Origin of the sequence: Thiocystis violacea (assembly GCF_016583565.1) — a bacterium.
GTDB lineage: Bacteria > Pseudomonadota > Gammaproteobacteria > Chromatiales > Chromatiaceae > Thiorhodococcus > Thiorhodococcus violaceus_A.
Map to the genome: position 1 here is coordinate 1 of NZ_NRRF01000030.1, position 23,021 is coordinate 23,021.

General features: G+C 66.6%; 19 protein-coding genes. 5 read left to right on the plus strand and 14 right to left on the minus strand.

What is annotated here, in order from left to right:
- Nucleotides 1-298 precede the first annotated feature (298 nt).
- The 3 genes from CKO23_RS13270 to groES all read right to left on the minus strand — a co-directional run bounded on the left by CKO23_RS13270 (nucleotide 299) and on the right by groES (nucleotide 2,503).
- On the minus strand, nucleotides 299-445 hold the full coding sequence (locus tag CKO23_RS13270; RefSeq protein WP_242482420.1) for a hypothetical protein: 147 nt from the start codon (nucleotides 443-445) through the stop codon (nucleotides 299-301).
- Between the two features lie 51 nt (nucleotides 446-496).
- Nucleotides 497-2,143, minus strand: coding sequence for a chaperonin GroEL (gene groL / locus CKO23_RS13275; RefSeq protein WP_200331902.1), 1,647 nt, complete (start codon nucleotides 2,141-2,143; stop codon nucleotides 497-499).
- Between the two features lie 69 nt (nucleotides 2,144-2,212).
- Nucleotides 2,213-2,503: a co-chaperone GroES gene (groES, locus tag CKO23_RS13280; protein WP_200331904.1), complete on the minus strand. Its 291-nt coding sequence runs from the start codon at nucleotides 2,501-2,503 to the stop codon at nucleotides 2,213-2,215.
- Nucleotides 2,504-2,824: 321 nt separating this feature from the next.
- Between groES and lexA the strand changes: the two genes are divergently transcribed.
- From lexA to CKO23_RS13295, 3 genes are all read left to right on the plus strand, one after another.
- The gene (gene lexA, locus CKO23_RS13285; protein WP_200331906.1) at nucleotides 2,825-3,472 is read left to right on the plus strand and encodes a transcriptional repressor LexA; all 648 of its coding nucleotides are present in this window, start codon (nucleotides 2,825-2,827) and stop codon (nucleotides 3,470-3,472) included.
- A 113-nt stretch (nucleotides 3,473-3,585) separates the two neighbouring features.
- Entirely contained in the window at nucleotides 3,586-4,212 is a 627-nt protein-coding gene (locus tag CKO23_RS13290; RefSeq protein WP_200331908.1) for a recombinase A, read from the plus strand.
- Complete coding sequence (locus CKO23_RS13295) at nucleotides 4,190-5,674, plus strand: DNA polymerase Y family protein (protein ID WP_200331910.1); 1,485 nt, start codon at nucleotides 4,190-4,192, stop codon at nucleotides 5,672-5,674. Before CKO23_RS13290 ends, CKO23_RS13295 begins: the two co-directional genes overlap by 23 nt.
- A gap of 68 nt (nucleotides 5,675-5,742) precedes the next feature.
- On the opposite strand, the gene CKO23_RS13300 is transcribed toward CKO23_RS13295, so the two are convergent.
- From CKO23_RS13300 to CKO23_RS13315, 4 genes are all read right to left on the minus strand, one after another.
- Nucleotides 5,743-6,318: a cell wall hydrolase gene (locus tag CKO23_RS13300; RefSeq protein WP_200331912.1), complete on the minus strand. Its 576-nt coding sequence runs from the start codon at nucleotides 6,316-6,318 to the stop codon at nucleotides 5,743-5,745.
- 302 nt (nucleotides 6,319-6,620) lie between these two features.
- The gene (locus CKO23_RS13305) at nucleotides 6,621-7,484 is read right to left on the minus strand and encodes a universal stress protein (RefSeq protein ID WP_200331914.1); all 864 of its coding nucleotides are present in this window, start codon (nucleotides 7,482-7,484) and stop codon (nucleotides 6,621-6,623) included.
- Nucleotides 7,485-7,498: 14 nt separating this feature from the next.
- Nucleotides 7,499-8,974 (minus strand): SulP family inorganic anion transporter, encoded by a 1,476-nt coding sequence (locus CKO23_RS13310; RefSeq protein ID WP_200331916.1) that lies wholly within the window; start codon nucleotides 8,972-8,974, stop codon nucleotides 7,499-7,501.
- A gap of 462 nt (nucleotides 8,975-9,436) precedes the next feature.
- On the minus strand, nucleotides 9,437-9,988 hold the full coding sequence (locus CKO23_RS13315; protein WP_200331918.1) for a Uma2 family endonuclease: 552 nt from the start codon (nucleotides 9,986-9,988) through the stop codon (nucleotides 9,437-9,439).
- Nucleotides 9,989-10,307: 319 nt separating this feature from the next.
- Between CKO23_RS13315 and CKO23_RS13320 the strand changes: the two genes are divergently transcribed.
- Nucleotides 10,308-13,403 (plus strand): error-prone DNA polymerase, encoded by a 3,096-nt coding sequence (locus CKO23_RS13320; protein WP_200331920.1) that lies wholly within the window; start codon nucleotides 10,308-10,310, stop codon nucleotides 13,401-13,403.
- A gap of 19 nt (nucleotides 13,404-13,422) precedes the next feature.
- Here CKO23_RS13320 and CKO23_RS13325 read toward each other — a convergent pair whose 3' ends face one another.
- Nucleotides 13,423-13,737 carry a hypothetical protein gene (locus CKO23_RS13325; protein ID WP_200331922.1) on the minus strand — a complete coding sequence of 105 codons (315 nt, stop codon included), beginning with the start codon at nucleotides 13,735-13,737 and terminating at the stop codon, nucleotides 13,423-13,425.
- A 9-nt stretch (nucleotides 13,738-13,746) separates the two neighbouring features.
- On the minus strand, nucleotides 13,747-14,283 hold the full coding sequence (locus CKO23_RS13330; protein ID WP_200331924.1) for a molybdopterin-dependent oxidoreductase: 537 nt from the start codon (nucleotides 14,281-14,283) through the stop codon (nucleotides 13,747-13,749).
- A 304-nt stretch (nucleotides 14,284-14,587) separates the two neighbouring features.
- On the opposite strand from CKO23_RS13330, the gene CKO23_RS13335 reads away from it, so the two are divergent.
- The gene (locus tag CKO23_RS13335) at nucleotides 14,588-15,007 is read left to right on the plus strand and encodes a globin family protein (protein ID WP_200331926.1); all 420 of its coding nucleotides are present in this window, start codon (nucleotides 14,588-14,590) and stop codon (nucleotides 15,005-15,007) included.
- 473 nt (nucleotides 15,008-15,480) lie between these two features.
- On the opposite strand, the gene CKO23_RS13340 is transcribed toward CKO23_RS13335, so the two are convergent.
- From CKO23_RS13340 to pelF, 5 genes are all read right to left on the minus strand, one after another.
- A complete protein-coding gene (locus CKO23_RS13340) occupies nucleotides 15,481-15,852 on the minus strand; it encodes an STAS/SEC14 domain-containing protein (RefSeq protein ID WP_200331928.1) in 372 nt (123 codons plus the stop codon).
- Between the two features lie 162 nt (nucleotides 15,853-16,014).
- Nucleotides 16,015-17,664 carry a hypothetical protein gene (locus tag CKO23_RS13345; RefSeq protein ID WP_200331930.1) on the minus strand — a complete coding sequence of 550 codons (1,650 nt, stop codon included), beginning with the start codon at nucleotides 17,662-17,664 and terminating at the stop codon, nucleotides 16,015-16,017.
- Nucleotides 17,665-17,810: 146 nt separating this feature from the next.
- The gene (locus tag CKO23_RS13350; protein ID WP_200331932.1) at nucleotides 17,811-20,012 is read right to left on the minus strand and encodes a tetratricopeptide repeat protein; all 2,202 of its coding nucleotides are present in this window, start codon (nucleotides 20,010-20,012) and stop codon (nucleotides 17,811-17,813) included.
- Nucleotides 20,013-20,106: 94 nt separating this feature from the next.
- Nucleotides 20,107-21,486 (minus strand): exopolysaccharide Pel transporter PelG, encoded by a 1,380-nt coding sequence (gene pelG / locus CKO23_RS13355; protein ID WP_200331934.1) that lies wholly within the window; start codon nucleotides 21,484-21,486, stop codon nucleotides 20,107-20,109.
- A gap of 2 nt (nucleotides 21,487-21,488) precedes the next feature.
- On the minus strand, nucleotides 21,489-23,018 hold the full coding sequence (pelF, locus tag CKO23_RS13360) for a GT4 family glycosyltransferase PelF (protein WP_200331936.1): 1,530 nt from the start codon (nucleotides 23,016-23,018) through the stop codon (nucleotides 21,489-21,491).
- Between the last annotated feature and the right edge of the window lie 3 nt (nucleotides 23,019-23,021).

Below are 23,021 nucleotides of genomic sequence, written 5' to 3' on the forward strand. Positions count from 1 at the left end.
ATCAGATCGAGATGTGGTTCTCGATCCTGGCGCGCAAAGTCCTGCGCCGTGGCAACTTCACCTCCATCGACGACCTTCAGAAACGCATCAGCGATTTCATCGACTTCTTCAATCGCACGTTGGCCAAACCCTTTCGCTGGACCTATGAGGGAAAGCCGCTCGCAGCATGAATGATTAAACAGTCTCGGGATTTCCACTCTGTTGCACTAGCTGATCGATCATTTGCCGCAGCGTGGCGCCCCCCCCCCCGACGCATTGGTGATATACCCGTGCTCGGCTAAAGTCTGCTGCGCATCCATCACGCCTCCGCCCCGCCACGGTTATCCAGCCCGGCGGGGGACGGCGCGATGGCCTCATCCAGCTTCGCTTGCAGCACGTCCTTGGGCGGCGGCAGGGTGAGGTATTCGGCGACATGGATGCCGCTGGCATCCAATTCCAACCCCATAAAAAAGCCCCGCCGAAGCGGGGCTCTTTCAGACAGGTGCGAAACCTGGGCTTACATCATGCCCATGCCGCCCATGCCGCCCATGTCGCCCATGCCGCCGCCCGGCATCGGAGAGTCGTCCTTCGGCTCGTCAGCGACCATCGCCTCGGTGGTGATCATGAGACCAGCAACGGAGGCGGCGTTCTGCAGCGCGGAGCGGGTGACCTTGGTCGGGTCCAGGATACCCATGTCGACCATGTCGCCGTACTCGCCATTGGCCGCGTTGTAGCCGAAGTTGCCGGAGCCCTCGACGACCTTGTGCAGGATGACGGACGGCTCTTCGCCGGCGTTGGCGACGATCTGGCGCAACGGCTCTTCCATGGCGCGACGCGCGATGGTGATGCCGACGTCCTGATCGTGGTTGGCACCCTGCAGCCCCTTAACGGCGGTCTGGGCGCGAACCAGGGCGACACCGCCGCCAGGCACGATGCCTTCCTCGACGGCCGCGCGGGTGGCGTGCAGTGCATCTTCGACGCGCGCCTTCTTCTCCTTCATCTCCATCTCGGTGGCGGCACCAACCTTGATGACGGCGACACCGCCAGCCAGCTTGGCCAGACGCTCCTGGAGCTTCTCCTTGTCGTAGTCGGAGCTGGTCTCCTCGACCTGGGCGCGAATCTGCTCGCAACGGGCCTTGATGCCCTGCTCGGAGCCGGCGCCGTCGATGAGGGTGGTCTCATCCTTGCCGACCTGGACCTTCTTGGCGGTACCCAGATCATTCAGGGTCGCCTTCTCCAGCGACAGACCGACTTCCTCGGCGATGACGGTGGCGCCGGTCAGGATGGCGATATCCTGCAGCATGGCCTTGCGACGGTCGCCGAAGCCAGGCGCCTTGACGGCACAGACCTTGACGATGCCACGAATGGTGTTGACGACCAGGGTCGCCAGGGCTTCGCCCTCGACGTCCTCGGCGATGATCAGCAGCGGCTTACCAGCCTTGGCGACGCCCTCGAGCACGGGGAGGAGATCACGGATGTTGGAGATCTTCTTGTCGTGCAGCAGGATGTACGGCGCTTCGAGCTCGGCGCTCTGGCTCTGCTGATTGTTGATGAAGTAGGGCGAGAGGTAGCCGCGGTCGAACTGCATGCCCTCGACGACGTCCAACTCGTTCTGCAGGGAGGTGCCGTCCTCGACGGTGATGACGCCTTCCTTACCGACCTTCTCCATCGCCTCGGCGATGATCTGGCCGATGGACTCGTCGGAGTTCGCGGAGATGGTGCCGACCTGGGCAATGGCCTTGCTCTCGGTGCAGGGCTTGGACAGGTTGCGCAGCTCAGCGGTGGCGGCCTCGACGGCCTTGTCCATGCCGCGCTTCAGATCCATGGGGTTCATGCCGGCGGCAACCGCCTTCAGACCCTCGCGGACCATGGCCTGAGCCAGCACGGTCGCAGTGGTGGTACCGTCACCAGCGATGTCGGAGGTGTGCGAAGCCACTTCCTTGACCATCTGGGCGCCCATGTTTTCGAACTTGTCCTTGAGCTCGATCTCCTTGGCGACGGAGACGCCGTCCTTGGTGACGGTCGGAGCGCCGAAGGACTTCTCCAACACCACGTTGCGGCCCTTGGGACCCAGGGTGACCTTCACGGCGTTGGCGAGGACGTTGACGCCCTCCATCATGCGGGCACGGGCATCGCCGCCGAACTTCACGTCTTTTGCGCTCATTCTCTAGATTCCTCGATTGATTCTTTAAATTCGCTGAGTGGTGAGATCAGTGTCGGGCGTGGAGGGCACTTAGCCTTCGACGACACCCATGATGTCTTCCTCGCGCATCACCAGGAAATCCTGGCCGTCGAGCTTGACTTCGGTGCCGGAATACTTGCCGAAGAGGACACGGTCGCCGACCTTGACGTCGAGCGGACGGCTCTCGCCGTTGTCCAGGATCTTGCCCTTACCGACGGCGATGATCTCGCCCTGGATCGGCTTCTCGGTCGCGGAATCAGGGATCACGATGCCACCAGCGGTCGTGCGCTCCTCTTCCATGCGACGGACGACGACGCGGTCATGCAAAGGACGGATGTTCATGGAGGTGCTCCTCGTTATGGTTGAGAAGTGATTGTCGAGTGCCCGCGAAGCGGGGATGACGCCCGGCTGTTAGCACTCACCGGAAACGAGTGCTAATGGTAGAGCCTAATCCTCAGCTGTCAAGGGTTGACGCGTGGGGTTTTGTGCCGTCATCGCGGACCTTTGCCGGCGAACAGGTGATCGCGCTCGAAAAATCGTTCACGGACAGCAACCCACCGCCAGCCGCCCACATCGACCACGCGCTCGCCATCTCGCGAACCAGACAAATGTATGTAATACTCTCGCGCAGGAACATCAGGATGGCTGTCGGGGGCGAGCACCATGGGTCGAACACCACCGGGGCAGACGCGTGAGCGGATCTTTCAATTCGTGCGGGATCGGCTCCTGGCCGGCCAGCCACCGACCGTCCGGGAGGTTCAGGACGCCTTTGGCTTCCGCTCCGTGCAAAGCGCGCGCGAGCACCTGGAGGCCCTGGTGGCCGAGGGTCGGCTCGACAAGCGTCCAGGCGAGGCACGCGGCTACCGGCTCGGCGAGGGAGGCAGACCATCACTCAGCGGACGTGAGCGGGGCGCGCCGCTCGCCCCGCCCCGCTTGATCCCGCTGCTCGGCCGCGTCTCGGCCGGCGCCTTCACCCTGGCGGTCGAGAACCTCGAGGGCTATCTCCCGATCCAGGCGGACCGGGCGGGTGCCGATGACGAGCTGTTCGGCCTGCGCGTGCGCGGGGAGAGCATGCGCGACGCCGGCATCCTGCCCGGCGACATCGTCGTCGTGCGCCGCCAGCCGAAGGCCGACGACGGCGCCATCGTGGTCGCCCTGGTCGGCGAAGAGGCGACGGTCAAACGCCTGCGTCTGCGCGAGGATCGGATCGAGCTGCACCCGGAGAATCCGGATTACCCGGTGATGGCGCCAGATCCAGACGCGCTTGAGATCATCGGCCGCGTCATCGAGGTCCGGCGGTATCTGGACTAGAAGCAATCGGCTTCCAGCCACCAGACGTCTTCTCGTGACACGGCTCTGCGGTGTCAGGCCCCTCCCGGCGCCCTGCGCCACGGCCGCCGAGCCTTTTGCAGATCACGACGCACATGCTCAAGCAACGCTCAACCGCCATCTCTCTCCCCAATCTCCACCAGGGCCTCAAGCGCACCGAAACGCCCGCCGCCTGGGATCTGACCGCCTTCAGCGGGCGCTTCAGCGAGATCTCGGGCACCGAGGCGACCGCGGCGCTAACCCTAACGGTCGGGCTGATCGGCGAGGCCCAGCGACGCGGTGAGCCAGCCGCCTGGATCACGCGGCGCGAGAGCAGCTTCTATCCGCCCGACGTCGCCGCAACCGGCATCGACCTCGGCGCCCTGGTCGTGATCTGGACAGCGGACGCCCGAGACTCCGCCCAGGCCGCCGACCTGCTGCTGCGCTCCGGCGCCTTTGGCCTGCTCGTCATGGACCTGGGCAGCGACCACACCCTGCCGCTGGCCACCCAGAACCGGCTCGCCGCGCTGGCGAAAAAGCATGACACCGCCCTACTCTGCCTGACGCGCAAAGAGGAGCAGCAACCGTCGGTGAGCGCCTTGATCTCACTGCGCGCACAGGCGACCCGCACCGGCCACCACCAGGCGCGCTTCCGCTGCGAGGCACGCATCCTCAAGGACAAACGCCGAGGTCCGGGCTGGACTCACACCGAGGTCTACCATGGACCGGACGGCCTGCGTTGACATCCCCGCCTTCCCGCTCCAGCTCCTATTGCGGCAGCACCCGGACTGGCGCGGACACCCGGCGGCCGTCGTCGACCACGACCGCCCCGGCGGCGTTCTCCTCTGGGTCAATGCGCCCGCGCGATCCGCGCGCATCCGCGCCGGCATGCGCTTCGCGACCGCCCTGTCGCTGAACGCCGACCTGCGCGCCGCCGAGATCCCCAAGGCGCACATCGACCGCGCCCTCGCCATCCTCGCCAAGCGGCTGCGCAACCATAGTCCAGAGGTCGAACCCGCCGCAGGCGAGCCTGGCACCTTTTGGCTGAATGCCTCCGGGCTCGAACGTCTCTACGACTCCCTGACACACTGGGCCTCGGGGATCGAGGCCGATCTCGCCGCGCAGGGCTTGCGGGCGACCATCGTCGTCGGCTTCCGCCGTTTCGCCACCGCCGCGCTCGCCAAATCCAGCCGCGGCCCGCGGATCCTGTCCGACCCGCTGGAGGAGCAGACCGCGTTACAGCGCGTTCCACTGGACCGGCTGACGCTCGCGCCCAAGGCACGGGATGCGCTCGCCAAGCTCGGCGTGCTCACCCTGGGTCAATTCCTCGCGCTGCCGCCGGAGGGCGTGCGCCGACGCTATGGCCCCGCCGCCTTCGAGCTGCACCGCCTGGCCTCGGGCGCCATCAGCCTCCCGCTGCAACCCGAGCGCCCGGTTCCGCCAAGCACGGCATGCGCCACCCTCGACCACGTCGAGACGGATACCACACGCCTCATGCATCTCATCGAGCGGCTGCTGACACCGCTGCTGGATGAGCTGGCCGGACGCGGCCAAGTCCTCGACCAACTGCGGCTGCTGTTTCGCTTCGAGCGCCTGGGCCTGCACAAGGAACACATCCGCCCGGCCGCGCCGACGCTGGATGCGCGCCAGCTCCTGGAGCTGATCGATCTCAGACTGACGGGGACAGGTTTGCCGGACGGCGTCGAGGAGGTGCGACTGCTGGCGCATGCGGTCACGCCGGAGCAACAGCAGCTCGAGCTGCTCGCGGAGCGCCCACGACGTGATCTGGAGGCGGCCAATCGCGCCCTGGCACGGGTGCGCGCCGCCTTCGGCGAGCAGGCCGTCGTGCGGGCGCGCCTAGGCGCCGGCCATCTGCCCGAAAACAGCTTCGACTGGGAGCCGCTCACCAAGCTCGAACCCGCGCAGCCCCGGCCGATCGAGCAGCCTCGCCTGGTACGCCGCCTCTACCGCCGGCCCATCCCACTCCCGCCGCGCCCACGCCATGAGCCCGACGGCTGGATGCCGCACAGCCTGGAGCAAGGCCCGGTGGTCCGCGTCTGCGGCCCTTACGTCATCGCCGGAGGCTGGTGGGTGCGCCCGGTGCATCGCGACTATCACTTCGCCGAGACGCAAAAGGGGGAGCTGCTGTGGGTGTTCTACGACCGGGTGCGGCGGCGTTGGTTCGTGCACGGGCGGGTGGAGTGAGAGCGCGAAACGCGGACCGCCGGCATCCGTCAGCGCCGCTCAAGACCCAAGGCCGATAGGCAGGCCCGCTAGATCGCGCTCGGACGGTAGAACAGGTGCTGGCCGATCCGCGCGGTGCGTTTGTAGGCACTCGACCAGGAGGGCGAGCAATAGCTCGCGTGGTAGTAGAGCGCGCCACGGGTCGGATCGGGAACGCTGTCATTGAGCACGCGCCGCGCGATGTCCATCGCCCGCCGCCACGCCTGCGGGTCCTTCGGCTTATCCGATCGACCGTCGCACCACCAGGAGAATTGGCAGCGGTTGCGCTTGGTTCCGCCCTGTTTGACGACGGCGCAGATGGATCCGGGGAAGGCGTTGGATCCAACACGATTCAAGGTGACCAATGCAACCGCAATCTGGCCGGATTCCGGCTCCGAACGGGCCTCATGATAGATGTTCAGGGCGAGGCAGCGCAGATCCGCGTCCTCTTCCGAGGGGGCTGACGAAGGGGCTGAGGGCGCTGAAGATGGGGCTGAGACCTGTTCGACAACCTCGGTTGCGGACTTCACCGTGGCGGCTGTCGGCTCACGCGGCTGAATGTGGGATGAGGTCGGCAGTGTGGGGAAGAACATCGCGGTCAAGGCCGCAAGAGGGAGTGCTCGCATGGTTTCGAGTCTCATGTTCCAGGCACGAAGGGCGTTTTTTAGATCTTAGGGCAACACTCCATATAGGGAAATCCCTTAAGGGTAAATCTGTGGACTGCGACACAGGTTATCCAGGTGATCGGGCACGGGCATCCGATCGTCCGTCGTTTCGACGCCAAAACGGCCAACCCCAACCGGGTCTCAGGCGCTTGCGTACCCCATCGGAGGACGACGCGGAAGTGCTTGACCGCGTTCGCCCCGTCCTGACTCAGCCGCCGGGTGAAGACACCGCTACGCCGCCGAGCGATGCGCACGCCATCCCGTCATCGCAGCAGGAGCGTGGGGATCTTGGCCGAGCGCAACAGATCGGACGTCTTGCTGCCGAACAACAGGGTGCGAATCGGTGAGTGTCCGTAGGCGCCCATGATGAGCATGTCGATCGCCTGCTCATGCACGGCACGGGCAATGATGCTTTCGGCATCGCCCGGAATCAGCGCGGCCGGTGCCTCGATGCCGGCGGCTTCCAGCGTCGTCCTCGCCCACTCGAGCTGCTTGGCGCCGTCCTTGCGCTCCTTGCCCGACATGAGCAGATGCACTCTCAGCTTGCGGAACAAGGGGCTCGCGGCGACCATCTCGACCCCTCGCCGGGTGACGCTGCCCCCGTCGAAGGCGATCATGACCCGGCTCGGCTCCTGGAAACCCTCGGTGACGGCGAGGATCGGCTTCTTGAGCGCGCGCACGACGCGCTCGACATTGCGCCCCAGGTCGCGCTGTGTCGTCTCGGCCGATTCGCCGCGGCGTCCGAGCACGAAGAGGCACACGCCCGGTTGCTGCTCGATCAGAACCTCTTCCAGCTCGCCATACCGCTGGCGCACGTCGGGCGGGGCGGCTCCGGCCTGGATGGCACGCTCGCGCTGACGCATGAGGAAGAGCCGGCCGCGCTCGCGCGCCTCGCGGCTGCGGGCCGCGTCTTGCTCGGAGAGTTCGGTCAGCAGCTGCTGCTGGGCGTTGAAGCCGATCGTGCCGCTGTGGTCGTCGCCGCGCGCGATCTCCGGATGGCGATCGATGATGTGCAGCAGCTCCATCGGGGCGACGGTGCGACGGGCCGCCCAGGCGGCGGCGTCCGTCACGGTGTCGGCGAAGTGCGATTGGTCGACGCAGGCGAGAATTTTGTCTTCGTTCAACATGCTGAATCCCTCTCTCAGTGGTCCATGAGCTGCGCGACGGCGTCGGGCTTGTCGTGCACCGCGAAGCGGTCGACCAGGGTCGCGCTCGCCTCGTCCAGCCCGACCACCTCGACCTCGGTGCCCTCGCGGCGGAACTTGATGACCACCTTGTCCAGCGCGCTGACGGCGGTGATGTCCCAGAAGTGCGCGCGGCTGACATCGATCCGCACCCGCTCGATGACCTCCTTGAAATCGAAGGCGGCGACAAAACGGTCGGCCGAGGCGAAGAAGACCTGGCCGGTCACCACGTAGGCGCGCATCCGCCCCTCGTTCAGCGACAGCGAGCCGATGTGCAGGACCTTCCCGACCTTGTTGGCGAAGAAGAAGCCCGACAGCAGCACGCCGACGAGCACGCCCTTCGCCAGGTCGTGCGTCGCGACGACCACCACGACCGTCGACAGCATCACGACGTTGGCCGAGAGCGAATGCTCGCGCAGGTTGCGGATCGAGGCCCAGTTGAAGGTCCCGATGGATACCATGATCATGACCGCGACCAGCGCCGCCATGGGAATGCGGGCGACCCAATCGTTCGCGAAGACGACCATGAGCAGGAGGAAGATGCCGGCGGCCAGGGTCGAGAGGCGCCCGCGCCCGCCGGATTTCACGTTGATGACCGACTGGCCGATCATGGCGCAGCCCGCCATGCCGCCGAGGAAGCCCGTGGTGATGTTGGCGACGCCCTGCCCCACGCACTCGCGGTTCTTGTTACCGGTCGAGTCCGTCAGGTCGTCGATGATGGCGGAGGTCATGAGCGACTCCAAGAGGCCGACGACGGCGAGCGTGGCGGAGACGGGGAAGATGATCCCCAGCGTCTCCCAGGTGAGCGGAATCTCCGGCAGCAGAAAGACCGGCAGGCTGTCCGGCATCTCGCCCATGTCGCCGACCGTGCGGATGTCGAGCCCCAGCGCCAGGCTCACGCCCGTCAGCACCAGGATGGTCACCAGCGGCGAGGGAACGGCCTTGGTGAGATAGGGGAAGAGATAGATGATCGCCAAGCCGGCCGCCACCATCGCATAGACCTGCCAGGTCGCGCCGATCAGCTCCGGCAGCTGGGCCATGAAGATGAGGATGGCCAGGGCATTGACGAAGCCGGTGATGACCGAGCGCGAGACGAAGCGCATCAAGCTCCCCAGCCGCAGCATGCCCGCCAGGACCTGCAGCAGCCCCGTCAGCACGGTCGCGGCGAGCAGGTATTGCAGCCCGTGATCCTTGACCAGCGTCACCATCAGCAGGGCCATGGCACCCGTCGCCGCGGAGATCATGCCGGGCCGGCCGCCGAGAAAGGCGGTGACGGTCGCGATACAGAAGGAGGCATAGAGCCCGACCTTGGGGTCGACACCCGCGATGATGGAGAAGGCGATGGCCTCGGGGATGAGCGCCAGCGCGACCACCAGGCCGGCGAGCAGGTCGTTGCGAATGTTTGCAAGCCATTCCTGGCGTAAGGCTTTCATCGTTGATGGATACTCTCGCTGAGCCAGACCGCTGGGGTCGGCAATGGAGTGAAAGGGACGCGCTCGGCGCGGCGGTGCGCGGGACCGACTGGGGAAGATCGGGCTCGACCGGAGTCGCGCGACATCGCGCACCCAGGGGCCGATCGCCACTTGCCGTGGCCGACGGCTGCCCAACAGGGTGTCCCGCCGCCATGGAGGCCAACTCAGGCCAAGAGCCCGGCGAGCGTCTCGAAAAAGAAAAAAGGCCATCCCGGCGGCGCCGGAAACGGCCTTTTCATCGGAGGTGGCGAGCAATGCGCCACATTCAGGGCGAGGACTATACCCGAGCTTGAGCAACGCGATCAACGTCCCCCAGCAAACACAGGACGATGACGAAACGATGCGTCACAGCAGGAGACGGGCACGGATCGCGTCTCATCGGGCTCGATCGATCAGACGGCAGTGAGCCAAGGCGCGGTCGCGTCATTCGCCGCCGAGCAGGGCGCTGAGATCCAGCTCGATGGCATCGAAGGGCGGAATGCGGGCGCGGTCTCCGCCCTTGAGCGTCGCGATCGTGCGCCAGTCGCCCTCGCCGAGCATGTGGGCGACCAGCATCCGCTCCTCGGGCCAGATCAGCCAGTAGTAGGGCACCTGATGGCGCTTGAGCAATAGCGGCAGAACCAGGGTGTCTTTCTTCTCGTGACCGGGCGAGACGATCTCGCAGACCCAGTCCGGCGGCAGGTCGATGACGCCCTCGGGAAGCCGCGGCAGCCGCTCGCGGCGCCAGCCGGCGAGGTCGTGCGACGGGCACTCGTGGATCTCATAGGCGACGCTGACCTCGGTCGCGAGCCACCAGCCGCCGCCGCTACCCTCGCCCTCATCGAAGGGACCGAGCGTGAATGCCATGCGGTTCTGTGCACGACCATGGGCAAATCGAGCCATCGGCCGACGCACGATGTCTCCGCCGATCAGCTCCACCCGCTCATCCGGGGACAGGAGCAAGTCATCGAGGGTTCTGAGCTTCAGTGCCTCCACGGGGCGCCTCCGACAATGGATTGATACGCCTTCATATTCGCGCAACCCGCCCGCCGAATCCACTGGACCGGGCGCGACCAGATGGGACACCCAGGGGCTCGCGATCAGTAGGCTGCGGCACCTCTATTCCCACCCGTCGCCAGTCGTCGATCTCGGCTATAGCATACAATTGTATGGCATCGATCTGTAGGATGGGCAACGCGCTCAGTCCACGCATCGACCGAAACACCGACGGGCCGCGCGCGCCCATCGCGCAGTCCTCCGAGCAGGCCTGGTCGAGAGATTCCTGGAATTCACCTGAACGCTGGCGGCTCCCCGAATGATCCCCCTCTGGTGCAAAAGCAACTTCTCCTTCCTGGAAGGCGCGAGCCACCCACAGGAGCTGATGGAGACCTGCGCGGCGCTCGGCCTGCCCGCCCTGGCGCTGACCGACCGCGACGGCGTTTCCGGGCTGGTCGAGGCGCACCTCAAGGCGCGTGAGCTGGGGGTGCAGCTGATCCAGGGCGCGGAGGTCTCGGTCGACGACGGCTCGACGCTGATTCTGCTGGCGCAGAGCCGTAACGGCTACGCCAATCTCTGTCGGCTGCTGACGATCGGCCACCGGCGCTGCCCCAAGGGCGAGAGCCGGGTCGGCTGGCGGGAGGTCTATGCCCATGCGGAGGATCTGATCGCGCTTTGGGGCGGAGAGCGCTCGCTGCTCACGGGCGAGGCGGATCCCTTCTTCGTCGCCCACCAGCTGCGCGAGGCCTTCGACGACCGGCTCTATGCCCTGGCGGCCCGCCATCGCCGCGCCGAGGAGCTGGCGCTGGAGGCCCGTCTGCGTCAGCGCGCCGCGCGCTATCGGCTGCCGCTGGTCGCCGGGGCCGAGGTGCTCTATCACAAGCCGCACCGGCGCGAGCTGCAGGACGTGCTGACCTGCATCCGTCACCGCATCCAGCTCTCCGAGGCCGGACGGCGCATCCGGCCGAACGCGGAGCATGCCCTGCTCTCGCCCTTTGCCTTCGAGAAGCTGTTCGAGGACGATCCGGGCGCCCTCGCCCGCACCACGGAGATCGCCGAGCGCTGCCGCTTCAATCTGGACGACCTGCGCTACCGCTACCCCTCCGAGACGCTGCCGGACGGCTCGACCTCGTCGCAACGGCTGCGCCGGCTGACGCTGGAGGGCGCACAACAGCGCTATACAGGCAAGGTGCCGGCAGACGTCTCCCAGCAGCTCGCCAGGGAGCTGGCGCTGATCGACGAGCTGGAGTACGGCGGCTACTTCCTGACGATGTGGGAGATCGTCCAGTTCTGCCGCCGCGAGACTATTCTCTGTCAGGGGCGCGGCTCGGCGGCCAACTCGGCGGTCTGCTACTGCTTAGGAGTAACGGCCGTCGACCCGGTGCGGCTGGGGCTGCTGTTCGAGCGCTTCCTCTCGCGCGAGCGCGCCGAGCCGCCGGACATCGATCTCGACATCGAGCACGCGCGCCGCGAGGAGGTCATCCAGCACGTCTTCAAGAAGTACGGCCGTGAACATGCCGCCATGGTCGCCAACGTCATCCGCTACCGGGTGCGCTCGGCGGTGCGCGACGTCGGCAAGGCGCTGGGCGTGCCGGAGACGGCGCTCGACCGGCTCGCCAAGCTGCTGTCGCCCTATGGCGCCACGGTCTCGCCCCAGGTGCTTCAACAGGCAGGGCTCGACCCTGAGCAGCCGGTCTTCCAGCACCTGATGCGGCTCTCGACCGAGATCCTGGACTTCCCGCGTCACCTCTCCATTCATCCTGGCGGCTTCCTGCTCGGGCACGAGCCGGTCTCGACCCTGGTGCCGATCGAGAACGGCGCCATGGCCGACCGCACCGTCATCCAGTGGGACAAGGACGACATCGAGGCGCTCGGTCTCTTCAAGGTCGACCTGCTGGGGCTGGGCGCGCTGCATCAGCTGCACCTGGGCTTCGACCTGCTACGCGAGCATTATGGGCAGGACATCGGCATGGCGGACATCCCGCCGGACGACGAGCCGACCTTCGCGATGATCCGCCAGGCCGATACCGTCGGCGTCTTCCAGATCGAGAGCCGCGCCCAGATGGCGATGCTGCCGCGGCTCAAGCCCCGCACCTACTACGACCTGGTGATCGAGGTCAGCATCGTGCGCCCCGGCCCCATCACCGGCGGCATGGTGCATCCCTACCTGCGCAGGCGCGCGGGGCAGGAGCCGGTCGTCTACCCGCATCCCTGTCTGGAACCGGTGCTGAAGAAGACCCTCGGCATTCCGCTCTTCCAGGAGCAGGTGATCCGGCTCGCCATGGTGGCGGCGGACTACACCCCAGGCGAGGCCGATCAGCTCAGGCGCGACATGGCCGCCTGGCGCCACAGCGGCCGCATCGAGCGCCACCGCGAGCGGCTGATCCGGCGCATGACCGCCAAGGGCATCGACGCCGCCTTTGCCGAGCAGGTCTTCGAGCAGATCCGCGGCTTTGGCGAATACGGCTTCCCCGAGAGCCACGCCGCCAGCTTCGCCCTCATCGCCTACGCCACCGCCTGGATGAAGTGCCACTACCCGGACGCCTTCGCCTGCGCCCTGCTCAACGCCCTGCCGATGGGCTTCTACTCCGCCGCGACCATCATCGAGGACGCCAAGCGTCACGGCATCAAGGTGCGTCCGGTCGACGTGGTGCACAGCGACTGGGACTGCACCCTGGAGCCGACCGCCAACGCGCGGCCGCCGCACGCCATCCGCATGGGGCTGAAGTTCATCAAAGGGGTTGGACAGGCGGATTGGGAGCGGCTGACGACGGCGCGGACGAAGCGGCCCTTCGCCTCGGTCGAGGACCTGACGCGGCGCACCCGGCTCAACGTCGGCGTGCTGGAGCAACTGGCCGAGTCGGGCGCGCTACGCTCACTGGAGCAGGACCGCCGCGCCGCGCTCTGGCAAGCGGCCGGAGCGGCCAACGCGGCCGATGTCCCGATGGATCTGGCGACTCGGGAGCAGGCGCTGCCCTTTGCCCCGCTCGACGACTTCGAGACCATCAACTGGGACTTCCGCACCAGCCTCCACAGCACCCTCGGCCATCCGCTCGGCCCGCTGCGCGAGCGGCTGCGCGGGCAGCGCCTCCCGGATGCCACCCAGGTCAAGACCATGCGCCACGGCCAGCGCGCCCGCTACGCCGGCCTGGTCATCTGCCGCCAGCGCCCGGGCACCGCCTCCGGCGTCCTCTTCATGACGCTGGAAGACGAGACCGGCTTCGTCAACGTCGTAGTCTGGAATCAGGTCCTGGAGCGCTACGGCCTGCTGATCAAGACGACCAATTTCCTCGGCGTCACCGGCCGTATCCAGCGCCAGGACGGCATTCTGCATCTGATCGCGGAGTCCTTCTGGGATCCGCAACCGCTGATGAGCGTCCGGCTGGAACCGATGCGGAGTCGGGATTTTCAGTGAAGGCGGCATCGCGCATCAGTCAGGTCCTGCCATGTGGGAGCGGCGCCCCGCCGCGACAGGCGCCCGATCGCGGCGGGGCGTCGATGACCCGCTCGACCTTGCCGCGCGTGCTCAGGACGTCCATCCCGGGCAGATCCAGCGCCGATGCCGCCATGGCCGTGTCGCTCGCAACCTCGTTGAGCCCAGGATTGAGCCCACGCGGCGCGTCGAGCAGCGCCGCCGATGGCCGGCCTCGGCCCGGATTGTGCTGGAAGTCCGCGCGGCTCGCCGGCACAAAGGCGAGGAGGTCGCCGCCCGGCTCGATGACGATCTTGACCGACCCTTGGTTGGTCATGATCTTCTCTTAGGCCTGCGGGAAGGTCACCAGCGGATTGGCGCCATGCGTGATGACGACGTCGCACTGGTCGATCTCCTCGCGTTCCCGCCAGGTGAAGGACGCCTCGTTGCCGAAACTCCGCTCGTGCGCGCTACCGGCGCTGGCCAGACAGTGCTCGGAGTTGGCGCCGATGGTCGGGAGACCGAACACCAGCTGGTAGAGACTAGCCAGCCAGATGGCCTCCAGCGTCTTCTGGCCGTTGCCATAGATGGCCGCGGGCTGTGGGCCGACCCATTTACGTGTGTGCAGGAACGACCAGGTGGCGCGATCCAGCGCCTCCTCCCAGCCGCCAGGCGCCTCGACGACCCTGTAGGGGCAGCCGACACCGCGGAAGCCGCAGACAGACGCCTTGTCGAGCAGGCGCCGATGGAGCGCCACCACGGCTGGATCCGCCTGAGCGGCAGCATTGTCCGCAAAGGCGCGCGGGAAGGCATGGACGGCGCCGTGGCCGGACATGTGACCCCGAGCATCGACGCATAGCGCATCGGTCTTGAGGTTCTTCATCGCTTGCGTCCGCGGATCCGCTGTGGCTTGCATCCGCCAAAGTCTTGTCGTCTCTGGGTTTTTGCGCAACCGGAGAAGGACTGCGTGAATCATGGCCAGAGACCTCGCTCGGGGAGCGGGACACGGACCAAGCCATCTCGGCGGCTGCACCTGCGCGCCGATCGGCGTCCGACAAGAGCGAAGTGGCCGCGGCGCCAGCGAGCTCAGCCTTGACCGCTGGCGCATCCGCCGGCTAGTTTCAGCCTCCCATCGCCTATCCTGGCCTGGTGCCTTCTAAGCACACCTGAGCATTGGAAACCACTGTATGACCCCGCAATCGATCGCCCTCATCCGAGCGTCCTGGGCCAAATTCAAGCCGCTTGCCGAGCCGGCCGCCCAGCGCTTCTACGACCGTCTGTTCGTGCTCTACCCCGAGACCAAACCGCTGTTCCAGGAGGATATGACCGAGCAGCGACGCAAGCTCATGGCGATGCTGGATACCGCGGTCGACGCGCTCGACAACCTGGACGCCGTGCTACCGGCACTCCTGGACCTGGGCGCACAACACGCCTGCTATGGCGTGACCGGCCCCGACTACGACAAGGTTGCCGATGCCTTGCTGTGGACGCTCAGCCAGGAGCTGGGCACCGACTTCACGCCGGACGTCCAGGCGGCCTGGAGCGAGGTTTACGCAGCCCTAGCTGACGCCATGCGAGTAGGCGCCGCGGGGCATTTCACGACCTGACGGCCTGAACCTGATGGCACGAAGGGGCGACCCGGAGCCGGACTGGTGGAATTGGCGTCTCGCGGGCCGCCCTCGCGCGGCGCTTTCATGATCTGGTCGGCCAGCCGCCCAGATCGAGGCGGAACCCGCTGGCTCAAGACGTTCGACCGGCCTGGCCGCACAAGGCGCGGAATCGCCTCCGGCTCGATCAGGAGCGCGATCGAGCATGCCTTCCCCGGCACACGGCTGATGAGCTGCGTCTCCACCAGCGTCTTGAGCATCTGCTGGATTGTCGGGACCGATGTTCCGAAGAAGCGCTGCACATCGCCCTCTGCCGGCGCTTGGCCGAACATCACCGAATAGTTGTCGCTGAAGGCCAGGTACTGGCCTTGCTTCTCAGTCCATGCTTCCGCCATGCAGACCACTTCTACTCGTTGCTGTTGGACACGCCCCCGAGTGTCGTCGCACAGTCGCGGAACGGACTGAGCTCGCCGTCAAATATCGGCGGCCAGCCAGGCGTCTGCCTCGACACCTTGATCGCGGTCGAACGCCTTGATCTCGAGGCCAGGAAAGACCCTCCCCTCGAACTCGCTCACGCTCTGAATCCAGTTCTTGTCGGTCAGGACGGCGACGCGATCGAATCGCGTCATCAGGCTCAGCATGGACGGCAGGCGCGAGAACTCCAATGCGATTCCGCCGAGGGACGGCAGGTGGAAATCGACGACGTCGTACAGCATCCGCCCCTGCTCGATCCCCTCGGTCTCGCGGACGAGGGCGTCGAGTGCAACCTTCATGCTGTCCGCGTCAAGCTTGCCGCTCAGTTCGATGTCGACCCGGTTGGGTCCTGTTCTTTGGACTTTGAACATGCTCGACTCCGTCTTCATTCAATTCTGTCTTCAAAGGATGTAGACAAAAACACTCGGGCGGATGTTGGCGTCACCTCGGCGCTTGAGCTGCTCCACCTGTGCCGGCGCCGAAACGAGGCGGCCACCGCACTGGCACGCCAGGGCTCGACAGGCTGCATCCGTCTAGAAATCATAGCCGTAAGTCAGCGAGACCTGACTGAAGGACTCGTCCATGTCACCGGCCAGCGAATTTGCATAGGCAAGGCTGAAGGCCAGGGAATCGCGCCAGGACAGCCATGAGGTGACAAGGTTCACCCGCAGACCATAGCTCGGCTCGTCCGCGGGCCATTGCCATCCAGTGTGCGCATCGATCGCGTAGGACAGCCGGCCGGGCGCGGCGGCCGCGCCGCCTCCCTGGACGGAGGTTCCAAGACCGAGGAATCGGTATTGCGCCGGCAAGATGTCCTCGATCTCAAGGGGGCCGGACTGGCTCTGGGCCAGCGATTTGGGGAGCCCGTCGGCCAGGTCGTTGTCCTGGAACGCGCCGCGCAGGGAGACATCCCAGCGAGGGAGCTCCTGGAGAAGCACGTAGCCCAGGGCACCGTCCAGCTTCAAGCCCGTTGCCAGATACTCGTTCTCCCGTGTTTGGTAGCGCGCGGCCTCGAGCGTCAGGTTGAAGAAGTCCCGGCGCGAGATGCCTCCGGCCATCCCCGCCGTGAGATGGCTCTTGGTGCAGAAGACGCGGCACAGCGCCGTCTCGTAGCTCAGATCGTTGAGCGCAAGCTCGAGACTGAGGTTGCGCAGCAGATCCCCGCGCAGCGGCCGTTGAAGCTTGAGAGAGCCGTAGGGAACTGAGCTATCCGACCGGACGCTCGCCCCGGCACGGGCGGAGAACTCGCCCCCATCGTCTGCGCGCGCGATGGAGACGGAGATGTCCGTTTCCCGATCCACGCCGTCCAGGTCCAGCGCATCCGTCGAGGATGAATGAAGCGCATTGGCTAAGAGCCGCAGCCCTACCCGGACGCGCTCGATCGGAAGCTCGCCACTGACCTCAAGCGTCTTGATCGACAGCGGCCCATAGTCGAGGGCGCTCACACCCGCCGTGGCGCGCGGCGCGACCGACCGCGCCAACCCTTGCAGCCACTCCCGCTCCGACGGATCCGTCGCTGTCGCGGCCTGCTCTCTGGCCAGCGCCAGGGCCTGCGCGTTCTTGCCGAGATATTTCAAGCCTTGGATGCGCGAGCCGACGGGCAGATCCGGCCCCGTCTCGCGCAGCAGACTGGCGACCATCTCTCGATCGTCACGGTGCAGCGCGAGCCGCATGCGCTGCCAGGGTCGAACGGACAGCCCCTTGGCATCCGCGACCGCGACCCAATGCGCGGCCTCGTCGAGTTCATCCCGATTCAGGTGCCAGGCGATCACGGCCTCCAGCAGTGCCGGATCAGAGGCGCAACCCAGCACCTCATACAGGTAGGCGCGTTCCGCCGCATCGCCGAACTCCAGGAGCAGATCGACCTCGCGGGCCGATAGCAAGCGGGCCGGACAGGCGGCTGGGACGGCGCTGCGGCCTGGTGGATCAGCAGCTGCCGGCCCGACCGACGTCCTGTCCGTTGCCGCACGCGCTGGCACAGCGACCCAGGCGTCGTCGCGTGACTTGAGCGCAGCGTTCGAGAGCATCCACTGGGCCGATGCGATCACGGTCATGAAGACGCCGAAGAAGGATGCACGCAAGGTGGCGGGGGAAGCGCACGCACCACCGACCTCACTGAGTACTGGGCGCGGAAGGCTGGCGCGCCGGGTTTCGGCGCGCCAAGCGACTGGATCGCCTGGCATGGGCGCACTCGAGCGCATCGCGCCAGCCGCGTCCCGCGAGCAGGCCGCGAGTGGCGGCCTGACAGATCCTTCATGAAGGGTATGCAAGCACATCGAAGTCACCCATCAGATCCAACGGCACTCTCTAAAGGCAGTCTCCCTCGGGACTAATCCAAGGGCATGGCGAGCTTCTTACGCACGAGCTGATAGGCAGCCTTGCGCAGCTTGAGGGCATCATCATCGCGACCGACCTTGACCAAGGCGTCGGCGTAGTCGAGCAGGGCATCGGAGTCCTGCGGCTGCCGCTGTGCCCGACGCCGGAACCAGGCGAGGGCGCGATCCTCGGCTCCAAGCTTCGACAGGCCGACGGCGAAGGGCTGCCAGAGCGCGGGCGACGCCGCCGCCTCGGCCTCCCAAGAGGCCAGCAAGGTCCGTAACTGGCGGTGATCGTCATCATTGATCGCCAGCCACAAGAGCGCGGCCTTGACGTCCTGGGATTCGGGAGCCAATTCGAGCGCCTTCTGGTACGCCCCGCGCGCCTCCCGTGACCGCCCGCGACCCTGCTCGATCGATCCCAGTTGCTGCCAGTAGCTCGCCAATGCGGGGAATCGGCCGCGCTCCTGCTCGGCGATATCCAGCAACGCCCGCAGGTCTTTCGGGCGACCGGCGCGCAGCGCGGCATCCATGCCCAGCAGAAGCAGTCTCGGCTCGCGCACACGCCGGAAGGCCGCCTCGGCAAGCGCGATCGTCTCCCCCGCCGTGGCGGCCTGACTCACCAGCAGGACGAGCCGCTCGGCCACCAGGGGCTCCGCCGACCCGCCCGCCCAGAGCAGGCGATAGGCTGCCGCCGATTGCGCGACCCGTTTGGTTTCCCACGCCTGATCGGCCAGCATGCGCCAGTAGTCGCCGTGCTTGGCATCCGGGGCAGGCTGCACGGCCGTCAGCGCGGCCCAGGCCGCATCGCGCTTGCCGGAGCGCCACAAGAGATCGGACAGGCGCAGGGTGGCCGGGATGCGTTCCCCTGGGTCCGAGGCGACTCGCCGCCAGGCATCAACGGCGCCCGGCACATCCCCATCCTGCTCGCGCAGCTCCGCCAGCGCCTTCCAGGCCGGCGTCTGATCGTCATGGCGCTTCAGGTAGCGCGTGAGCAGCGCGACCCCCTCGCTGATCGCCGGCGCGCGGAGACAGGCCTGGGTCAGCTCGCCAAGCTCGACCGGCTCCAGCGCACATGTGGCCGAGGCCAACTCCAGCAGGCGAATGAGCGCCTGGTCGTTCCCGAGCGCGCGGGCCAGGGCAAGGCCGCGAGTCACGCCAGACCCAGCCGGATCGCGCTTGGCCAGCCACAACCAATTCGGCAAGGCGACCGCGGGCCGGCCGGCCCACTCCGCGGTCTCCGCGAGCAGCCTTCGCGATTCGGGGCTCGCGGGATCCCGCTCAAGCAGCCGCTGCGTAAGCCTAAGGGCCTCGGCCATGTCACCCGCGTCGAGCGCGAGCCGGCGTACCCGCGCCACCCAGAGCGGATCATCCGGATCGAGCGCCAATCGCCGTTGCCCCCAAGCGTAGGCGTCCTGCACGGCCGCCTCGGAGCGGGCGATGACAATCGCCGCCTCAAGCAGACGGCGGCTGTGTGGGAAACGCTCCAGGTAGCGCGCGGAGACGTCCAGCGCCTGCGCGCCGGCATCGCCGGCCCGCAGGGCCTGAAGCGTCTCCAGCGCGGCCTCTTGCGCTTCGCTCGGCCGCGTGCTCCGCACCACGGCGGCGTGGAGGACTCCCGCGGCGCGCAGCGGCGCGCGCGCGGCCAGGTACCAGCGACCGGCCTCGCGCAGCCAGCGCGTCGCCTCGGACTCCGGGCCAGAGCGCGCCAAGCGCTCGTAAACCTTCGCCGCCAGCCGGGGCTGCTCCAGTTCGAGCGCGAGCTTCGCCAGCTCGGGGAGTTGCGCGGTCGCGCCCGCGGTCTCGACCAGCGCCTCCAGGTCGCCGACCAGGGCATTCATCATCGTCTCCCGACGTCCATCCGCCGCATCCAGGCGATTGAGTTCCATCTGCTCGATCCGCAGCCGCTCCAGCCACACCTCCGCGTGCACCCCATCCGCCGTGCGGAGAACCGGCTCCAGTGCGGCCTTGGCCGTGCCCCAGTCCCCAGCCTTCGCCAACTCCCGTGCCAGTTTGAGGCGCAGCTCCACATCGGCCGGATGTGCGGCGATCATGGCGCGCAGATAGGCCAGGGAAGCCGCCCCGCTCTCCGCGTCGAGCACGGCTTCGCGCCAGGAATCCTGACGCTCGAAGAGCCAGGCCAGGGCGAGCAGGGTGACCAAGAAGGCACCCAGCATCCGCCAGCCATGGATCGAACCGTATTTCCACCCCTTCATTGCAACCCCGTCATTGCAACTCCTGCCGGCCATCGCGACGCCGATCGTCATACACGCCGAATGATAGCCGCCCGATCCAAGCGCATCCGCGCGTTCAGACCCGCACCTTCTGAAGCATGAAGGTCTCGTATTCGAGGTCGTCCAGCGTCCGGCGCAGAACCAGCAGCCCGACACCGCTCGTGAGCATGAGCGCCAGCGCAAACCCGTAACCGTAGAACGCCACCCCGCCGAGCAGGCTCAAGTGCGTGAGAGCGCTGTTCGCGCTCAAGAAGAGTAAGGCCAACCACAGCGCCGACACTTGCTTGTCGAACCAATAGAGAACGTTGTTGATCGCCATGAGCAGGAGCTGCAGCCAAACCGCCACGATGAAGACGTCGAACAGCGGCTTCTGGAGCGTGGAGATCCCCAGCCAGCCCAGCAACCCATCCCCGGCCCAGATCAGGATCAGCGCAAAGGCGCCCTGCACCTTCACCAGATCGAACAGCCCTTCGCGGATCGCGAGCGCCATCTCGGCCTTGCGGCGCATCAGCTCCGCCAGCGTGCAGCCGGCGCGGATCGCGCCGTAGTAGGCGTCGTATTTCTCCGCGAAGTCGGTCTCGACACGCAGCAGGAAGACCGCCATGCCAGGGATGAGCGAAAGATAGGCGATGAAGACGGGCGTGTCGTAGATCGGCGAATAGCGCAGCGCGCCGAGCAGCTCGACCCCAGTGCGCGGATCGGCCCAGAAGATGAACTTGTCCGCCCAGACGGCGATGCTGTGGACCAAGCCGGCCAGCGCCAGGGTCGCATAGCCGCCCGCGGATTCGACGAATGCGAAACAGGGCGCTGAACGCAGGGGATAAGACCTGACGAGGGCGACGAGGACGAGCAGGAACAGGAGCCCCTGCCCGACGATGAAACCGAGAATCAGCCCATCGAGTCCGTACCCTTTGAGACCATAGGCGAGACCGACCGTCGCGCCATAGCCGAGTGCGAATGCCGCCAGGATCATTCGCCATGCCTTGACCGACGACAGCAGGGTGATCACCAGCCAGATGTTGTTCAAGAGCAGGAATCCGGACAGCATGAGTATCCGGTAGAGCCAGGAGCCACCGAAGCAGCAGGTGATCAACGCCAGTGCAAGCGCTCCGCCGCCAATGGTCACGACAACCGAGACACCCAGCAGATTCGGCAGAATGAGCTCGGGCTCCCGCCGAAAGAGACAATCCGCGACGAAGCGGGCCAGCATGAGCTGAAAGGGGCTGGTGAAGATCAGTGAGCCGGCCATGAGATAGGTCACGGACAACTGGAACTGCGCAACGAAGGGGGTCGCCAGCCCGCTGCTGGAGGTCAGCAGACCCACCGAAAAGATCCCGATCACCGAGATGGCCAGCGGACCGGCGCCGATCAGGCCGGCCGTGCCGAACGCCTTCAGGACGGACGAATAGGTTCCAGCGGCGAGCAGCCGCCGCAATTCGAATCCGATACCGGCCACGATCAGCCCATGGCCTCTTGATAGAGGCGCCGGTAGTCGGAAATGACGGTTTCTTGCCGATAGTAGCGCTCGACCCGCCGGATGCCCGCCTGCTGGGCCGCGTGCCATTGGGCCGGGTCGTTCAGGAGATCGATCGCCGCGGCGGCAAGCGCCTCGGGATCCGCGATGGGCACGACGCGACCAGCGACGCCGAGCGCGCGTCCATTCGTCGCGGAGCCTTCGATCAACTCCCGGCAGGCGCCGACATCCGTCGCGATCACCGGCAGGCCACTTGCCCACGCCTCCAGAATGACGAGCGGGAACGCCTCGCTGATCGAGCTCAGCACCAGAACGCCCAGCTGCGGGAGGATCGCCTTCGGATCCTGGAAGCCGAGGAACTTAACGCGGCCGTCCAGGCCTAGATCGCGCACCAGATCCCGACACTGCCGGACGTAGTCCGGGTCTTCCTCCGTCGGGCCGATCAGCCAGCCCTCGACGTCGGGACAGCGCGCGCTCACCGTGCACATCGCGCGAACGAAGCTCTTCACGTCCTTGATCGGCACCAGGCGCCCGAGCAGGCCGACCACCCTGGGGGCGCGCGCCGCGCGCTCGGCGCGCAGCCGGGCAAAGGGACCGACCGAGATGCCATTCGGGATAACGCGCGTCTTCGATTCCGGCGCACCATCGGAAAGCTGCTGCCGACGATTACCCTCGTAGAGCGCGATGATCGGGTCGGCGCGCGCGTAGGCGAGCCGGCCGATCCCCTGGAAGAACCGGATCCACAGGCCGCGTCGATGGTCGGCCCCGGAGTCGGCCTGGGCATAGAAATGATCGGGCCGGTCGGAGAGCGCAATGCGCTGAAGGTCGATCTTCCGCTCCTTCGTATAGATGCCATGCTCGCTCAAGATGAATGCAGCCCCAGTATCGAGCGCGAGGAAAGTCCCCAACAAGCCCGCATAGCCGGTCGATACGGCGTGGAGAACCCTGGCCCTCGGCAGCCGGCGGGCGATCCGCGCCAACTTGAAGACGGCATTGTGCATGGACCGGACGGTCCAAAAATAGCTCACGAAGTCCTGGTCGCTCGCTCCGTCTTCATAGCGCCCGCGGATGTAGTCCCAGGATGTCTTGCCGAAGAGGAAGTCTTCGGTCGAGATCCCATCGGGCCGCAGCAGGCAGCGGACCAGATCCTGGCAGACCGCCTCATCCAGTTCGCCCGCCGAGGCCGGGAGCTGGGCGTGAAAGGCCTCGAGCCATGTCTGGCAGGCCCGATGGCCCTTGCGCGCCCCGGACGGGGCGAACTGCGCGGATTCGAGGAGATAGTGCGTCTCCAGGAAGACGACATTGGCGGGGACACTGTATTGCGGGGCGCCGTAGCTGTCGGCCGTCGCACCGAGAAAGACGATGCCGAAGCGCGTCTCCGGCATGCCGAGCAGGAGGTCATGCACCCACTTCGACACACCGCCCCGGACATAGGGATAGGTGCCTTCGAGCAGCAGGATGACATCCGCCTCCTCCAGGCGTGCTCCAGCGCCTGGATCGCGATCAGGACGCATACT

Coding starts and splice junctions, on each gene's coding strand:
- CKO23_RS13270 (WP_242482420.1), bottom strand. CDS start 445: ATGGGGTTGGAATTGGATGCCAGCGGCATCCATGTCGCCGAATACCTC.
- groL (WP_200331902.1), bottom strand. CDS start 2,143: ATGAGCGCAAAAGACGTGAAGTTCGGCGGCGATGCCCGTGCCCGCATG.
- groES (WP_200331904.1), bottom strand. CDS start 2,503: ATGAACATCCGTCCTTTGCATGACCGCGTCGTCGTCCGTCGCATGGAA.
- lexA (WP_200331906.1), top strand. CDS start 2,825: ATGGGTCGAACACCACCGGGGCAGACGCGTGAGCGGATCTTTCAATTC.
- CKO23_RS13290 (WP_200331908.1), top strand. CDS start 3,586: ATGCTCAAGCAACGCTCAACCGCCATCTCTCTCCCCAATCTCCACCAG.
- CKO23_RS13295 (WP_200331910.1), top strand. CDS start 4,190: ATGGACCGGACGGCCTGCGTTGACATCCCCGCCTTCCCGCTCCAGCTC.
- CKO23_RS13300 (WP_200331912.1), bottom strand. CDS start 6,318: ATGCGAGCACTCCCTCTTGCGGCCTTGACCGCGATGTTCTTCCCCACA.
- CKO23_RS13305 (WP_200331914.1), bottom strand. CDS start 7,484: ATGTTGAACGAAGACAAAATTCTCGCCTGCGTCGACCAATCGCACTTC.
- CKO23_RS13310 (WP_200331916.1), bottom strand. CDS start 8,974: ATGAAAGCCTTACGCCAGGAATGGCTTGCAAACATTCGCAACGACCTG.
- CKO23_RS13320 (WP_200331920.1), top strand. CDS start 10,308: ATGATCCCCCTCTGGTGCAAAAGCAACTTCTCCTTCCTGGAAGGCGCG.
- CKO23_RS13325 (WP_200331922.1), bottom strand. CDS start 13,737: ATGACCAACCAAGGGTCGGTCAAGATCGTCATCGAGCCGGGCGGCGAC.
- CKO23_RS13330 (WP_200331924.1), bottom strand. CDS start 14,283: ATGAAGAACCTCAAGACCGATGCGCTATGCGTCGATGCTCGGGGTCAC.
- CKO23_RS13335 (WP_200331926.1), top strand. CDS start 14,588: ATGACCCCGCAATCGATCGCCCTCATCCGAGCGTCCTGGGCCAAATTC.
- CKO23_RS13340 (WP_200331928.1), bottom strand. CDS start 15,852: ATGTTCAAAGTCCAAAGAACAGGACCCAACCGGGTCGACATCGAACTG.
- CKO23_RS13345 (WP_200331930.1), bottom strand. CDS start 17,664: ATGCCAGGCGATCCAGTCGCTTGGCGCGCCGAAACCCGGCGCGCCAGC.
- CKO23_RS13350 (WP_200331932.1), bottom strand. CDS start 20,012: ATGAAGGGGTGGAAATACGGTTCGATCCATGGCTGGCGGATGCTGGGT.
- pelF (WP_200331936.1), bottom strand. CDS start 23,018: ATGCGTCCTGATCGCGATCCAGGCGCTGGAGCACGCCTGGAGGAGGCG.